Source organism: Bartonella sp. AP19HLJMH (assembly GCF_042196245.1).
Classification (GTDB): Bacteria; Pseudomonadota; Alphaproteobacteria; order Rhizobiales; family Rhizobiaceae; genus Bartonella.
In genome coordinates this window covers 336,219-351,825 of record NZ_JBHIPX010000001.1, presented here as the reverse complement: position 1 = coordinate 351,825, position 15,607 = coordinate 336,219, and the positions used below count along the sequence as shown (strand labels likewise).

The window sequence follows — 15,607 nt, the reverse complement described above, 5'->3', positions numbered from 1 at the left end:
TCCTATTAAGTTTTTAATAAGATTTTACCAGTACGAAATTGCTTTACTATCGAGAAATTCTTTAATTCCCCAATGTCCTCCTTCACGAGCGCGCCCAGAAAATTTTACACCTCCAAAGTAGCTTCCACTGGGTAATCCATGTCCATTAACTTCTACCATACCAGAGCGTACTTGTGCCGCAATACGACGATATTTGTTGCGATCTTGTGATTGAATATAGTTTGTAAGACCATACTCAGTCTCATTCGCTAAAGCGACGGCTTCTTCTTCTGTACTAAAAGAAAGAATCGAGAGAACTGGACCAAAGATTTCTTCTTTAAAAATACGCATATGAGGTTTTACATCAGCAAAGACTGTTGGACGGACATAATAACCGCGTTCCATTCCTTTTGGTAAACCAGTCCCGCCTGCAACAAGAGTTGCACCTTCATCAATTCCCGATTGGATAAGATCTTGAATTTTATCATATTGTTTTTTTGAAACAACGGGCCCAATATGATTTCCTTCTTGGCAGTTTGGTCCTACTTTTGTTGTTTCTGCAATATCCTTGGCTATTTTCACGGCTTTGTCATAGATGCTCTGTTCCACAAGCATACGAGTCGGTGCATTACAACTTTGTCCACTATTATAAAAGCAATGTCGTGCACCACGTTGAATAGCATCTGAGTCGGCATCAGCAAAGATAATATTCGCTCCTTTTCCACCAAGTTCCAGACAGACTCTTTTTAAAGTAGCGCTGGCATTTTTAGAAATATCTTTTCCTGCTCTAGTTGAACCAGTAAAGCTGATCATTTCTAAATCTGGATGTGCAGAGAGGTAAGAGCCGACAGTCGCACCATCACCATTGATTAAATTAAAAACACCGGCTGGAAGTGCGGCTTCATCTAAAAATTCAGCAAAAAGCATAGCAGAAAGAGGCGCAATTTCAGAGGGCTTTAACACCATGGTACAGCCAGCCAAGAGAGCAGGAATAACTTTAAGAGTTACTTGATTCATGGGCCAATTCCATGGCGTAATTAATCCTACGACGCCGATAGGATCGTAGTGAAGGATTGCTTGCTCATTTCCTTTTATTAAAGTTTCTTGGAACGAAAACTCTTTATAAGCTTCGATAAAATTGCGGATATGGGAACTTCCGGTTGCAGTTTGCGCATTAAGCGCCATATCAATTGGTGCTCCCATTTCCATTGAAATGGTTTTTGCCATGTCTTTGGAACGTTTTTCGTAGATCTCTAGAATTTTTTCAACAAATCCAAGACGCTCATTTGGTGACGTTGTTTTCCATTTTTGAAACGCTTCTTTAGCCGCATTAATTGCTTTATCGGCATCTTTTGTACTTCCAAGGCTAATGACAGCACAAGCCTCCTCTGTTGATGGATTAATGACGTCAAAATCGTGAGGAATGCTTGGCTCATCCCATAGACCATTGATATAAAATTTCCGTTTATTAAACATAATTCACTCCCTTTTTTCTATTTGTATTTATGTAATTATGATTGTCTTAGTCTAAGCCTTTTTAAACGAGGATAACAAGGGTAATCTTATAAAAACGCGAGAAATTAGATTATATCGTGATAATTGAGCATGGAGAATTCAATAGAGCAATGCTCATTGTATTATTGAGACTAGTTTCTCTTATGCAAAGGGAGAGAAAGAGAGGCATAGACAATTTTCTTGAAGCTTTTTTATCATGAAGTTTTCTTCAAAACAAATGAAATACGAGCTCTATGACACCATAAACTGAGCAATTTATATCGTAAATATGCAAAAGGCAGATTATGAATATGCATTATGGCATTATTTTTTTCATTAAAAAGTAACCATCAGCAAAAGGTTATTAACCTTCGTATGATAGTTTCTACGAATTCTTTTTGAAAAGGTTATTTTTCTCATTGCTATAAATTTGTTGGGTGCCATGCATAATTCGAAAACAAAATCTATTTCTACGTCTTCTTTTTCTGATGATGGTACAAAAGGTGCATCAAGAGAAGATTTATCTGTTAAGATTACTGAGATATTTCCTTATCCGGAAGTGTGGAAAAAGGCATTTGCCCTCGGAAAAAACGTCCGTTTCACGAGAACCCCAGAAGTTGAGATTTTGCGTCGTCGTATAGAAACAGATCCAGTTTTTGCAAAACAGTTTAAAATTTTTACGAAGCAAGATCAAAAAAAAATTACAGATACAGATATTGTACGTTGTAACAAGAAAACAACAAATATTCTTTCGACAAAAAAAGTCATTAATCCTCAATCAATAGAGAATAAAACATCAGTTTGTCATTCAACGGTTTTGAAGCAGTTGTCACGTCAAACTACTCGTATGCCGTCAGCAAATATTCCACTTGAGGAGGATAAACAAGAACGTAAATTACAAGTGGAAAATGTGCTACAAAAAATAAAACCTGCTTTGCATCTTTCCGATGATGCATTTTTTGAGTGTGAATCTTTGATATTTGAACATGTGGAGACTCAAACTTCAAAAGAGGATGGAACATCACTTGACACGACAAATGAACTCACACCGGATATTCCCACAGCCTTTGATGAGTCAATAACTGCTCTTTACCGTGTTCTTGAATACCGCTTTCCACAACTCTATGATTCAATTACATCAGAATCTCCAGCGGAAAGGATGCGAGGTGTTGAGAAAATTTCTGATTTAATGCATACAAATAATGATACTACTAAAGAGTGTCATTCTAAGCTTTCTGTTGAAGATTCTGCTCATACGTTAAGTAATACAGGGGCGTTAAGTGATGCAGGAGCTAGTATAGAGACTGAAAATACCAATAATATTGTCGCCAATAATACTGTTGATTGTATAAACAAAACCGTCAAAAAGAATTCAAAAGATTTTTCTGTGATGCAAGCAAACAGTAAAACTAAAACATTGCAATCTACTCGTATGCCATTAGGTAATTATGATTCTGCTTTTATGCAAAATATTCAATCTATTGACTGTGATGTTTATGAATTTCCTCCGATCAACTTATTACAGGAACCTGTTTTTCATGAAGGTACGATGATTCCTCAAGAAACATTAGAACGTGGTGCTGGACTTTTGGAAAGTGTTTTGGAAGATTTTGGCATTAAGGGTGAAGTTATCCATGTTCATCCAGGGCCTGTGGTAACAATGTATGAATTTGAACCCGCCGCGGGCGTAAAGTCATCGCGCGTTATTAATCTTTCTGATGATATTGCGCGTTCTATGTCTGCTATTTCTACACGCGTTGCTGTAATTCCTGGACGTAATGTTATCGGGATTGAGTTACCCAATGCGGTTCGTGAAACCGTTTATTTACGGGAATTAATCCAAACACGTTCTTTTCGTGAAAGTGAATTTAAACTTGCTCTTGCTTTGGGGAAGGGGATTAATGGTGAACCGGTCATTGCAGAATTAGCAAAAATGCCTCATTTATTGGTTGCAGGAACAACAGGATCAGGCAAGTCTGTTGCAATTAATACAATGATTTTGTCGATTCTTTATCGTATGACACCAAAGCAATGTCGTTTGATCATGGTTGATCCTAAAATGTTAGAGCTCTCTGTTTATGATGGCATACCACATCTTTTAACACCTGTTGTAACAGATCCCAAAAAAGCGGTAACAGCTTTAAAATGGGCTGTTCGTGAAATGGAAGAACGTTATCGCAAAATGGCTAAGTTGGGTGTGCGTAATATTGATGGTTTTAATGCACGCGTTGCACTTGCGGCTCAAAAAGGCGAAACGATCATGTGTACTGTTCAGTCGGGTTTTGATAAGGAAACAGGGGAAATGCTTTATCATGAAGAAGCCATGGATCTCACGCAGCTTCCTTATATTGTTGTGATTGTTGATGAGATGGCTGATCTTATGATGGTGGCAGGAAAAGAAATAGAGAATGCCATTCAGCGCTTAGCGCAAATGGCGCGTGCGGCAGGTATTCATCTTATTATGGCAACGCAACGTCCTTCTGTTGATGTTATCACCGGTACAATTAAAGCAAACTTTCCTACCCGCATTTCTTTTCAAGTAACGTCAAAAATTGATAGTCGTACGATCTTGGGTGAACAAGGTGCTGAAACGCTTTTAGGTCAGGGGGATATGCTTCATATGGCAGGTGGTGGACGCATTGTGCGCGTTCATGGACCTTTTGTCTCAGATGAAGAAGTTGAATCCATCGTTGCACATCTTAAAATGCAAGGAAAACCTGATTATTTAGCAACGGTAACAGATAATGAAGACGATAACAAAGAGGATACTTCTGCTGATTCAGCTGCTGAAATTTCTGAGGAAGAAAATTTTGATGAAGAGGGTGAGGAACTTTATAACCAAGCTGTAAAAATTGTTATGCGTGATAAAAAATGTTCAACATCTTATATTCAGCGCCGACTTTCAATCGGCTATAATAAAGCAGCTTCTCTCGTCGAGCGAATGGAAGAAAAAGGCATTGTTGGAGCCGCTAATCATGTTGGAAAACGTGAAATTTTACTCAATGAAGGAAAATAAACAAACGCATTTAAAAATATGCAATTTTTTAAATATCTGACAGTTATTATTTAAATGTGCTTGTTTTATTTTTTTATATAATATTAAAAATTTAAATGGAGAGTAATAAAGCAAAAGCGATCTTTTGTATTAAGACTTCTGATGAGGTAAACAAGCTGATATCAAAGGAGGTTATGAGATATTTTAACATTTCTAAATGATCTGGAATATAAAGAAATTAAACAAATCTTTATATGAAGACAGATAATTTGTGTTCTCTTTTTTACAGAGAAAATTTTTAATAAAATAGTGCGGTGGCGTATTTTTTGTTTTTTCTTTTGTAGCGATTCTAATGAAAGAAAGATCTTTGGGAGATTATTGAGAAGCATCATAAGAAAAATGCCCAATATGCAAGTTCTGTTGCATAGGATACTTTAAAGCGTCACGCTGAATTTATTATCATTTGATATTATTGGCTCAAGAAAGATGTTCTTACGAGAAGCTTTATTTGAAAAAGAGATTTTGATAATGCAGTATATTGATTTATAGTAATTTATCATTATTCACAGTGAATAAAAGTCTCAAACATTGTAAGATTTTCTCATTTCAAATCTGTTTCTGTTGAAACAATTAAAACCATTTTCTTGCGTATCATAATAATGTAGGAGTAAAAAAGTTAAAAAATAAAAAGGCTGCTTATGAACGCCTTCAAATGCCGAGAACTATTGGTAACATTAGGGGCTGAAATTAGTATAATGATGGTGCTAATCAGCTCTTTTATAAGTATAAAAATGGTAATGCACAATGCCTTGATATCCTCTATAGGGACTTTTACATTACACCATTTACAGATGACGTCGTAAAATAAGCTTGGGGATCTTGGGAGATATCTTTTCAAAAAAGGCGCATGAATGTGTAAAATAAGTGTATTCTTTTTGAGTACTATTTATGCGAGGGAGATGTTACCATTATTGTAACAAGATTTATTACATAATGGGTGAATAAGCAACAAGAGCTGGAAGCTTCTTTTTATTCTTGTTTTGTTGATGAAACAGTCAAAATTTTGCTACAGACAATTGATATGAGATATCAAGTTATTTTAACCAGAATAGATAATTGTAAACAAATTAGCATTATTCATTTGAGAGTAAATTCAACACTTTTTAGTTTTAGTTATGCCATTAAAAGCAGATGAGTTAAAGTTAAATACAAATGAATTAAAATGTCAGCAAGAAGCTTTTCGTTTTACACCAGAGCTTTTGCCACGGCCTTTTACGTGGGAAATCGATCACAATGGTTTGTTTTGTGAAGTCTCAAAAGAGCTAGCTGAAGTTGTTGGTCCTCTCTCTTCTTCTATTTTAGGGTGTAGTTTTCATGAGCTTGCTCATCAATTTAATGATGATCGATATCTGGTTCTCAGTCGTTTTATTGAAGCGGCTATGCCTTGGAGTAAAGAGATTGTTCAATGGCCTGTTGATGGTTGCTTACAATGGCTTGATGTTGAATTGTCGGCTTTGCCAATTTTTGATGTTAAAAAGCAGCTTAAGGGGTTTCGTGGCTTTGGTGTTTTAAAAATACAAAAAAAAGTCCAAGAAAAAAGAAATGAAAAGCTAGAAACAGAAATGCTATGTCTTACGGAGATAGAACGCTCAGCTTTTCGTGAAATTGCAGAGCAATTGCGTGATGAATTGAATTCATCGGTAAAAGAAGAAAATTTAGTTGAAGAAACAGCTATTCAGTTACCATATGCACAAACATTGCCGGTAAATGCTATAGAACAAGCTCTCGTAAAAGAGCCCGCTGCAGTTTTATCATTGTTGGATACAGCAACAGATGGTGTTTTATGGTTGGATGAAGAGGGCTTTGTTCAATCAGCGAGTAGGGCAGCCTTAGCATTAATGGGTTATGAAATAAATGAACTACGAGGACAACCATTCTCTTCATTATTTACTTTGCAAAGCCGACTTTTGGTTGAAAAGTATTTTAAATCAATCCGTATGGAGGAAAAAAATCAGGTTTTAAATCGCAGTGAAACCGCTGATTTAATGACAAAAAATCATAAAAATATAACCGTTTTGATAACGATTGTATTTTTGGCAAAGCAAGGCAATTATGCTGTTATGTTGCGTGATAGGACACAAACAGTTCCATCAGGAGAAAAAAAAGCAGAAGAGGATAAAATCGTTGGAGTTGTTCATGAAATACGAACACCTTTGAATGCTCTTATTGGTTTTGCAGAAATTATGAGAGAAGGCCGTTTTGGTTCGATAGAAAATGAGCGCTATCATGGATATTTACGCGATATTATTTCCTCTGGAAAACATATATTATTGCTGATTAATCAATTACTAGAGTGCTCGAAGATAAATTATTCTGGTTCCGATAACCAGATTGATTCTTCCCTTATTTCTGAAACATTTGATGTAATATCTTGTTTACGTGCGACGATAGCTTTTCTTGAAACTCAAGCCAATCAGAACGGCATTATCATGCGTATTGTTGCTCCACCTCACGTTCCATTTATTCCTGTATCACAACAAGTGTTTCGCCAGATTATATGGAATCTTCTTTCCAATGCTATTCGTTTTACACCTTTGGGTGGACAGATTATTGTTCACGTTTCTTATAGAAAAGAACGTGTAAAAATTTCAGTGAGTGATAATGGTATAGGGATGAACGAAGAAGAGATTATACAGGCACTGCAACCTTATGGTCAAGTAGAGCGCAAAGATGGACGATCTGGTGATAGCGCTTTTATGGGAACAGGTTTAGGCCTCCCAATGTGTAAAGCAATGGTGGAAGAAAGAGGGGGACAATTTTTACTGTTCTCAAAACCCAATCATGGAACAACTGTGGAAATGTTTTTTCCTCGTGTTCCATGATGTAAATCTTGCATAAAATTATTTTTTCTTAGCCAAAAGATCTCTAATTTCTGTTAAAAGTTGTTCTTCTGAAGACGTTTTTTTGGGGCTTTCTTCTTCTTTTCTACGAATTTTATTCATAGCCTTAACGAATAAAAAAAGAACCCAAGCAATAATGAGAAAATTGATAAGTAAAGTAATAAAGTGTCCATAGCTAATGGTTGCTCCAGCTGCTTTGGCGGCACTCAATGTTGCTTGTTTTTCGCCAGCAAGTTGAATAAACATATTAGAAAAATCAATCCCACCTGTAATCAGCCCAATGATTGGCATAAAAATATCATTGACAATTGAGTTGACCAAGCTACCAAAAGCACCCCCTATAATCACACCGATAGCAAGATCAATCATATTACCTTTTAGGGCAAATTCTTTGAATTCTTTAAGCATTGCATTTTCCCCTTTATATAAGCGATATACGGTAATTTACTTACCGCTTTTGATGAAAAAGGAAAGGGCAGATTTTATTTTTAGGATTATATTACGATATTAATATTATTTTCAAAGAACTTTATAAGGTTTAATAAAGAGCTTTAGGGCTCTATTTGAATGTACATAGAATATTTCCTAGAAAAAAGCTTTTTTGATAAAAACTATATCTGCTTTTTCAACAGAAAGTAGAAAACTGTAGCTTAATTTATATAATTGCCTCAAGATTTTTATGTTAACATTAAAAAGAGAGGTTTTTACACAATACCACAAAATAAGTAGTGTAGAAAGTTGAGCTATCAGAAAGCTTTTCAAATGAAGTACATATATTAGCATAACATTTTGTCATAAAAAGAGAATTTAGGAATAAAAAATATATTTCAGCACTGATAGAAGAAATAGATAGATGAGACAGGAGTAAAACTTATAATTTAATTCCTCTTAATTTAGTAAGCGATAATAGCAATTAGGAGGGCATTATGGCTTATCTAAAAGCTATTTGTATTGGGTTACATGAGCTAAAATGGCGATAATTCGGATGGAAGAAACACATTTCATCTGCTGGAAGATTGTATCAGTTTATAAATAGCAGAGCTCTAGGGTTTGCAAGATCATTTTGGTTTGGAAGTCGTTGGTATGATGTTTGAGTTCAATAATCAACTGTCATTACTTAAAATATATGTTAGGCAGAGCACTTAATAGATGCAAAATTGTATTTAATACATCAGAAATGGCAAAGAAAACAACGCAGATTATCAATAGAGTACAAATTGATTGAACATTCTGTTGCTCATAAATAGTGCAACAATAGTATGAATTTAGATGATTTTATGAACTATGTATCCTATAAATGCTAGGAAAAAATAGCTTTATAGAACAAGCTTTGTTTCTATTGAAAACAATATTACACAAAGGAACTTTGGGAATAGAGATAATTTGCCTGCATTTTTAAGAAAATTATGAGCGTGCCTGCATGAGATGTCACAAAACCATGGTTATGGTGAAGAGCCATTGATGTTTCAATTCATGCTGCATTCTATAAGATTAGAATTCACATTTTAATCTTTAAAAAATGTCGAAAAAGAGAAACGTTTTTTAAGAATAAAAATTTTTTACACAGTATACATCAAATAAACATGTATGGCTATTGTGTAATGAATTTTCTTCTAGAAGGGGAATATTATTTGGATAATATGCTCTCTTTGATTGGAAATCTTTTGTGTTAAAAGATATAGGTGAGGTGCGATGGATTATTTTTATGTTGTGGAGAAGGATTGATGAGTTTGTTTCGTTGTATTGGCCGTTCTGCCTTATTTATGTTGGATCCAGAGCAAGCACACAGTTTAGCGATTCTCGGGCTGAAAAGTGGATTAAATGGCTGTCAAAAGGTTATCGATAAACGTTTGTGTGTAACTGTTGCTGGGCTTGCGTTTGAAAATTTTATTGGTCTCGCAGCGGGATTTGATAAAAATGCAGAGGTTGTGGATGGTATTTTTCGTTTAGGATTTGGTTTTACTGAGATTGGGACAGTGACACCAAAGCCTCAGATTGGAAATCCTAAACCACGGCTTTTTCGTTTAAAAGAAGATGAAGCGATTATTAATAGAATGGGCTTTAATAATGATGGACATCAAGTTGTTTACAACAGATTGCGTGCGCGTAAAAAAACTGGTGTTGTAGGAGTCAACATTGGAGCCAATAAGGATACGGTCGATAAGATTGATGATTATACTGTTGGTATTGCTCATTTTTATGATGTTGCTGATTATTTTACGGTTAATATTTCTTCTCCCAATACACCAGGTTTACGTGATTTACAGGCCCGTGACAGTTTGCATCTTTTGTTGAGTGCAGTTTCGAAAGCGCGAAATGAGCAAGAGAACAAGCATGGATTCTCCATTCCTATTTTTTTAAAAATTGCTCCCGATTTATCAGAGAAAGAATTAGATGATATTGCTGAAGAAATAAAACTTTCTGATTTTAATGGATTGATTGTTTCTAACACAACTCTTTCACGCCAGGGGCTTAGCAATAGTCACTTCAGTAATGAACAGGGTGGGCTTTCTGGACGTCCACTTTTTGAGCGTTCTACTATTGTGCTTGCAAAAATGCGTCAAAAATTAGGGAAGGAGATTGCCATTATTGGTGTTGGCGGTGTAAAGGACGCACAAACCGCTTTGGAAAAAGTAAAAGCTGGTGCAGATTTAATTCAATTATATAGTGGGATGGTTTATGAAGGTCCAAATCTTGTCATAACTATTCTGCAAGAGATTTTGCAGATGATGCAACAAGACGGTGTTGATAACATAAAAGACTATCGTGATCATAGTCTTGAGCATTGGGCAAAATTTCCTTTGTAAAAAACGCTTTTTTCTTCACAAAAAATTGCGAGATTTTTTTAAAGGGGCTTGCAAACTTTGTTGATCTTCCTTATGTCACATAAGCAAAGAATAAATGTTTACGAAATCGTGAATAGTTATGATACATTTGATTTTATGCGGTTGTAGCTCAGTTGGTTAGAGCGCTGGTTTGTGGCACCAGAGGTCGTAGGTTCAAATCCCACCAACCGTACCATTGATTTCCTTACAACTTTTCTCATTCTCCTTTCCAGTGTTTTGTAAAGCGGTTAAAAGACGCAGTTTTCGGCGTTTTTTGCCTTTGACTGATAACAGAGCCGAGGCCTTGCGCGGGTGTATTTTCCTCTTTTTCGCCCAAAATGGCCAAAACGTCTCATTGAGCGGAGACTTTTTTAAAAAGGTCTCCGCTCAATTTGTATTTATTTTTCAATATGTTATAAAATTGCTCATTTTATGGTCGGTATGCATCTTGTGGGTGGCGCGCGTGATACGAACCTAAGGCCTCTGTTTAAGTAGAATCGCTATAATTCCCCTATAAGGTTTTGTTTTTTTACAGTAAGCTTGCAATATGCATGAAAATAAATATTCTATTCTTCTATACTGAGCATAAGGGGAAATGCAGTGATGAGTATAATAGCGGGTGAAGATAAAATTGATTAGCCTTTTACTAAAGAAACCCTTTACTATTTTTTATGCCAGTGCTGGTGTCTGTGAGGAAAAACGTAGACATATTATGTTGTATCTCATCAATAAATATATTACATGGATTTGGGTTATCATATTTTTTGCTAATGGGCTGCCCAATGTTTTTTTGAAGGGACTCCCCAGCTTTGGTGGATCAATATGGGTTTAGTTTGTGTTGGTATCTTTTTTTCTAAATATTTTCCTAACATGATGCGATATTTTTATCGCATCAAACATCATGGAGCATAATATGTCATTGTTTAACATTCTGACTGGAACTCCTTTATGGGCCTGGATTTTGCTTATTTTTCTCATTGCGAGGGGAATAATCGCATTGAAAGATAGGGAAATGAAGGTTAACCGCCTTTTTCTATTGCCGTTAGTCTTTCTTTTTTTGGGCGCAAGCGATGTGATTAAAGAGCTGGCGTTCCTGCGCTGGGGAGCAGTCTCAATGTTGGCAGGGCTGATGATCGGCGTTGGCGTTGGCTGGTTGCTCTGGCGTGCTACTGCGCGTTTAAAAATCAAAGAAGGAACGGATTTCATTATTCTGCCTGGTACGCCGTTGACGCTGACATTTATTCTTATCGCTTTTGTCATCAAATTCACATTGATTGTTTTTCTCAAGGTTGTACCTGATTTGAAATATGCATTTGATTTTAACCTTCTTTTTGGTCTTTTAAGTGGGTTCACTGGTGGTGTGTTTTGGGGCGGCACATTAAATTTATATATAACATTTCGAAAAAATATAAATTAGTTCCTATATCCTTAGCTGTTGATGCTTCTGTCAAGTATTATGATACAGAAGCGTCCGCTGTTTTACGTTGAAACTGCGGCTGCTATACGACTAAGTGGCCTTACGTCTGAGTATGCAAGAGCGGCAGAGTTTATACAGTCTACGCCATAATATGTGGAGCACTCTTGCGGGAATGAGTGCATTATTATTGCGATATACATGTAACCCTCTAGCTAATATTATATTAGTAAGGCTGTTTTTTGAAGCCGCTTGTAATTACGGTGTGTTTTTAAAGAGAACGTTCGAACCGATGTATCGCTTGCAGTACCATTTCTCTTTATAAAACTATTCTCATTTTTTTTAGAAATCTGCACTTCTCAGCTTTTTTTGCGTATGATCGATAACGTAGTTAAGATCCTTGAGATAGTGAATTTTTATCTCTTTTTGCTAAAAATGCTCAAACCATCTTATTTAGTCGAGACTTTGTTTAAGAAGGGATCTTCTAAATTTATTTTTTCAATAGGATATAAATTTCTCGTTTTGGGTGCGCGGTAAACTTATAGCAGCAATAAGCTTAGGTTTATTGGTTCTAAGCGTGGAGGGAGTTGAGCTATCCAATGAAAAAGAATAAATTGCATTTTTGTCTAACTTTGTGAACACACACTATTTTCTGGACTAATCGAGGAAATAGAACATTCCTGTGTTGAGAGGATTAGACAATGAGTTGTAAACAATTAGAGCAAGAAATAGCCACTGTAAAGTATACGTTAATGTAGGAGCCCAAAGCCTTATGGCACACTTATTTCAGTGACGATTATTTAGGACAAACGCATCATGTGCTTGTGGTGTCAAAAGGCTATCAATGAGGGCAAGATTTACAAAAGCTTGAAAGCTATTGCTAAGCATATTACCGGCATCAATTGGAATGGCCATTTGTTTTTTGGCCTTGTAAGGCGGGGATGAGAGGATGACTGGGGACAAGAAAGGTGCTTAAACAAGCGATAAAACCAATACGCGGCGCTATATATAGACGTAAAACCGAAGAAGGTTTAAAGCAAGAGTTTAACTAACGGGACGACAAAAAGAAGCAGACGAAAGCTTTGTTAAAGCTTACCGTCATGAAGGTTGGCAATTAATACCAACGTTGCTGATAATGTAAAAATCATGCCGCAATATATTTAAGGAGCGAGTGCAAGAGATTAATACATTCCTATGGCAGATTGTAAAAGCATGGTTTGTACATGAGCCTAATTATATGATTGATAAGGCAATACAAATCACTCAGGGACAAAATGATAAGAGCTATATTTTATTATGAATCTGACACACAGTATAAAACCTATAAAGGCAAAGCGTTTTATGGCATGGGAAGGATTTTCAGCTTGCTGGTGGGCGTTTGAGGGTGTTTTTACACACCGTGAAAGGTATTTTAGCAAATCTTGCTTGTGCGGACAAGGGAGAACTAGAAGTGGATGCTGACATAATCCCTTGTGAAATGGTTTTTATTGCGTCAAAATAAATGATGAAGAAATTTATGTTTTCGTTGGCAGTGATAGTACTTGTATGTGCTTGACCAAGCCACATGTGACGCAATTTTAAAATTACCCATGGTGGCATGTCGTCAAATTGACGATACAGCTCTTCGATTTGTAAGAAATATGACAAGGCTAAAAGATAGACATATTTTGGATGTGCTTGTGCCAATTGATAAGCTTATTGATAATATTTGTAAGTGCCATAATAGCACACAAGAAAAAATATAAAATAACCGCCTTTATTATGCCAAACAGTACGCCAATTTAGAGCGCGAAATTATTGCTTTTGCAAAGTAAATCAAAGAAAAGCAAAATGATCAAAATGTGGTAATGCGAATTGATCTAGCTGACTTGCGTAAGCAAAAAGAAATAAAACAAGCACAAGAAACTTTAAAAAATAAAGAGAACAGCTTATACGACATTTTTCATGAAAGTAAATTTGCAGAGGATATAGAAATAAATAGGATAAAAGGAATTGCGACGTACAAAAGAAATATTCATAGACATATTTTATACTAAGCGTAACGGAGAAGCGCAAAGATGAGTATAATAGCGGGTGAAGATAAAATAGAGGGCATGAGTCAAAGCCCTATTAATCCAAACATAGAAAAGTTAAAAGCAGCCTTTCCGCAATGTTTTGCTGAGGGAAAGCTGGATATAGATCAGCTTCTTAATCTATGCGGCGAATATATTGATAATGATTTTGAGAAGTTCAAATTTGAATGGAAGGGCAAAGGAGCAAGTTTAAAGCTTGCGCAAAAGCCTTCACTTGCGACATTGCGCCCGAAGCGCGAGGAGAGCGTAAACTTTGATAATACACATAATCTTTATATTAAGGGCGATAATCTTGAAGTGTTAAAACTTATCCAGCGGGCTTATTTTGGCCAAGTGAAGATGATCTATATCGACCCGCCCTATAATACGGGGAATGATTTTATCTATGATGATGATTTTAAAGACCCATTGGCGCGATATAAGGAAGTGACCAAGCAGACAACGAAGTCAAACCCTGAAACAATGGGGCGGTTTCATACGGCGTGGCTCAATATGATTTATCCGCGCTTGCGTTTGGCTCAGACCTTATTGCGTGACGATGGGGTGATATTTATCTCAATAGATGATCACGAGGCGCATAATTTGCGCAAAGTGTGCGACGAGGTTTTTGGCGAAGAGAATTTTGTTGCTCAATTAGTGTGGGAGAAGGTTCACACGCGCAAGAATTCAGCGAAATATTTTTCTGTCAGCCATGAATATATTATATGCTACGCAAAGTATAAGGAAAATTTTAAGAGGAATTTACTACCACGGCAGGATAGCTCTGCGTATAAGAATCCAGATAATCACCCCAAGGGTCCTTGGAAAGCAGACCCTATTACTGCGCATAAGCCTTATGCTGCAGATTATACAATTACCAAGCCGAATGGAGTGGTTCTGAAAAGGCCGCAAGGCCGTTACTGGGCTTTTAGCGAAAAAGTTTTGAAAGAAAAAATTGCTAATGATGAGATCATATGGGGCGAAGGCGAATCCTATCCTATGATTAAAAGATTTTTAAATGAGACTCAAGATGGGTTGGTTCCTACGACTTTTTTCGGCAAGGAGATCGATGCCAATTTTGATGAAGAATTTGCAGGAATTTTTAAACGAGAGTTTTCAGGTGATACCGCTTTTTCCAAACGTGAAATTGATCAATTAATGCATGTTCAAGGATTGTTTGAATATATTAAACCTACCAAACTCATAAAATTGCTCATGCAAATCGGCATGAACAAAGACGACATCATTCTCGATTTTTTTGCTGGCTCTAGTACAACAGCGCATGCAGTGATGGCTTTGAATTCCGAAGATGGTGGCAATCGCAAATTCATCATGGTGCAATTGCCTGAATTGTGTGATGAGAAGAGCGAAGCTTATAAGGCTGGTTATAAAACTATCTGCGATATAGGTAGCGAACGTATTCGCCGCGCTGGTGCACAAATCAAGCAAAAGCATGAAGCAGAATTCACAAGCAAGCAGCCTTTAGACATCGGATTTCGCGTGCTAGAGCTCGATAGTTCCAACTTTTCCATATGGGACGATAGCCCGATTGATCCGAATGCACTTGATGTTAAAGAACAATTGCAAATGCGTTTGGATCATATTTTACGGGGGGTGAATTCCGAGCGCTCTCATCAAGATATTATCTTCGAGATCATACTTAAATATGGTTGGCCATTGGATTTAAAAATTTATCCTTTACCAATCAATGGCAAAAAATTCTATTATATAGGTGAGAGCGAAGGCGATGTCTTAGTGATTATAGCCATAGACCCGCCCTTTGACCCCGAAGATGCGGAAGAGATGATAAAGTATTTGCCCGTAAAAATCGTAGCGCTTGATGCGGCCTTTAAAAGTGATGAGGCGCTTATTAATTGCGACTTTATCTTTAAAGACAATGAAGTAAGTTTTGATAAAATTTAAACTATAGAGAGACGATTGGGGCGGCG

General features: G+C 36.5%; 9 protein-coding genes and 1 tRNA gene. 7 read left to right on the top strand and 3 right to left on the bottom strand.

Translation table 11 applies throughout. The annotated features are described in order from the left end of the window. Positions 1 to 24 precede the first annotated feature (24 nt). On the bottom strand, positions 25 to 1,455 hold the full coding sequence (locus ACFINR_RS01395; RefSeq protein WP_375631496.1) for an aldehyde dehydrogenase family protein: 1,431 nt from the start codon (positions 1,453 to 1,455) through the stop codon (positions 25 to 27). 460 nt (positions 1,456 to 1,915) lie between these two features. On the opposite strand from ACFINR_RS01395, the gene ACFINR_RS01390 reads away from it, so the two are divergent. Next, a complete protein-coding gene (locus tag ACFINR_RS01390) occupies positions 1,916 to 4,489 on the top strand; it encodes a DNA translocase FtsK (protein WP_375652352.1) in 2,574 nt (857 codons plus the stop codon). Positions 4,490 to 5,643: 1,154 nt separating this feature from the next. Further along, a complete protein-coding gene (locus ACFINR_RS01385; protein WP_375652351.1) occupies positions 5,644 to 7,350 on the top strand; it encodes an ATP-binding protein in 1,707 nt (568 codons plus the stop codon). Positions 7,351 to 7,368: 18 nt separating this feature from the next. On the opposite strand, the gene mscL is transcribed toward ACFINR_RS01385, so the two are convergent. After that, positions 7,369 to 7,776 carry a large conductance mechanosensitive channel protein MscL gene (mscL, locus tag ACFINR_RS01380; protein ID WP_026500234.1) on the bottom strand — a complete coding sequence of 136 codons (408 nt, stop codon included), beginning with the start codon at positions 7,774 to 7,776 and terminating at the stop codon, positions 7,369 to 7,371. Between the two features lie 1,316 nt (positions 7,777 to 9,092). Here mscL and ACFINR_RS01375 point away from each other — a divergent pair. The 4 genes from ACFINR_RS01375 to ACFINR_RS01360 all read left to right on the top strand — a co-directional run bounded on the left by ACFINR_RS01375 (position 9,093) and on the right by ACFINR_RS01360 (position 12,552). Then, the gene (locus tag ACFINR_RS01375; RefSeq protein WP_375652350.1) at positions 9,093 to 10,175 is read left to right on the top strand and encodes a quinone-dependent dihydroorotate dehydrogenase; all 1,083 of its coding nucleotides are present in this window, start codon (positions 9,093 to 9,095) and stop codon (positions 10,173 to 10,175) included. Positions 10,176 to 10,312: 137 nt separating this feature from the next. Next, positions 10,313 to 10,389, top strand: a tRNA-His gene (locus ACFINR_RS01370). A gap of 717 nt (positions 10,390 to 11,106) precedes the next feature. After that, complete coding sequence (locus ACFINR_RS01365; RefSeq protein ID WP_375631507.1) at positions 11,107 to 11,610, top strand: hypothetical protein; 504 nt, start codon at positions 11,107 to 11,109, stop codon at positions 11,608 to 11,610. A gap of 813 nt (positions 11,611 to 12,423) precedes the next feature. Continuing rightward, on the top strand, positions 12,424 to 12,552 hold the full coding sequence (locus tag ACFINR_RS01360; RefSeq protein ID WP_375631508.1) for a DUF2924 domain-containing protein: 129 nt from the start codon (positions 12,424 to 12,426) through the stop codon (positions 12,550 to 12,552). Positions 12,553 to 12,966: 414 nt separating this feature from the next. Here ACFINR_RS01360 and ACFINR_RS01355 read toward each other — a convergent pair whose 3' ends face one another. Then, a complete protein-coding gene (locus ACFINR_RS01355) occupies positions 12,967 to 13,293 on the bottom strand; it encodes a hypothetical protein (RefSeq protein WP_375637995.1) in 327 nt (108 codons plus the stop codon). Between the two features lie 371 nt (positions 13,294 to 13,664). Here ACFINR_RS01355 and ACFINR_RS01350 point away from each other — a divergent pair, with 371 nt between their 5' ends. Next, complete coding sequence (locus ACFINR_RS01350) at positions 13,665 to 15,581, top strand: site-specific DNA-methyltransferase (protein WP_375652349.1); 1,917 nt, start codon at positions 13,665 to 13,667, stop codon at positions 15,579 to 15,581. Positions 15,582 to 15,607: the final 26 nt, after the last annotated feature.

Bases quoted from the DNA above. Each gene is read 5' to 3' on its own strand.
- ACFINR_RS01395 (WP_375631496.1), bottom strand. From the start codon at position 1,455: ATGTTTAATAAACGGAAATTTTATATCAATGGTCTATGGGATGAGCCA.
- ACFINR_RS01390 (WP_375652352.1), top strand. From the start codon at position 1,916: ATGCATAATTCGAAAACAAAATCTATTTCTACGTCTTCTTTTTCTGAT.
- ACFINR_RS01385 (WP_375652351.1), top strand. From the start codon at position 5,644: ATGCCATTAAAAGCAGATGAGTTAAAGTTAAATACAAATGAATTAAAA.
- mscL (WP_026500234.1), bottom strand. From the start codon at position 7,776: ATGCTTAAAGAATTCAAAGAATTTGCCCTAAAAGGTAATATGATTGAT.
- ACFINR_RS01375 (WP_375652350.1), top strand. From the start codon at position 9,093: ATGAGTTTGTTTCGTTGTATTGGCCGTTCTGCCTTATTTATGTTGGAT.
- ACFINR_RS01365 (WP_375631507.1), top strand. From the start codon at position 11,107: ATGTCATTGTTTAACATTCTGACTGGAACTCCTTTATGGGCCTGGATT.
- ACFINR_RS01360 (WP_375631508.1), top strand. From the start codon at position 12,424: ATGTGCTTGTGGTGTCAAAAGGCTATCAATGAGGGCAAGATTTACAAA.
- ACFINR_RS01350 (WP_375652349.1), top strand. From the start codon at position 13,665: ATGAGTATAATAGCGGGTGAAGATAAAATAGAGGGCATGAGTCAAAGC.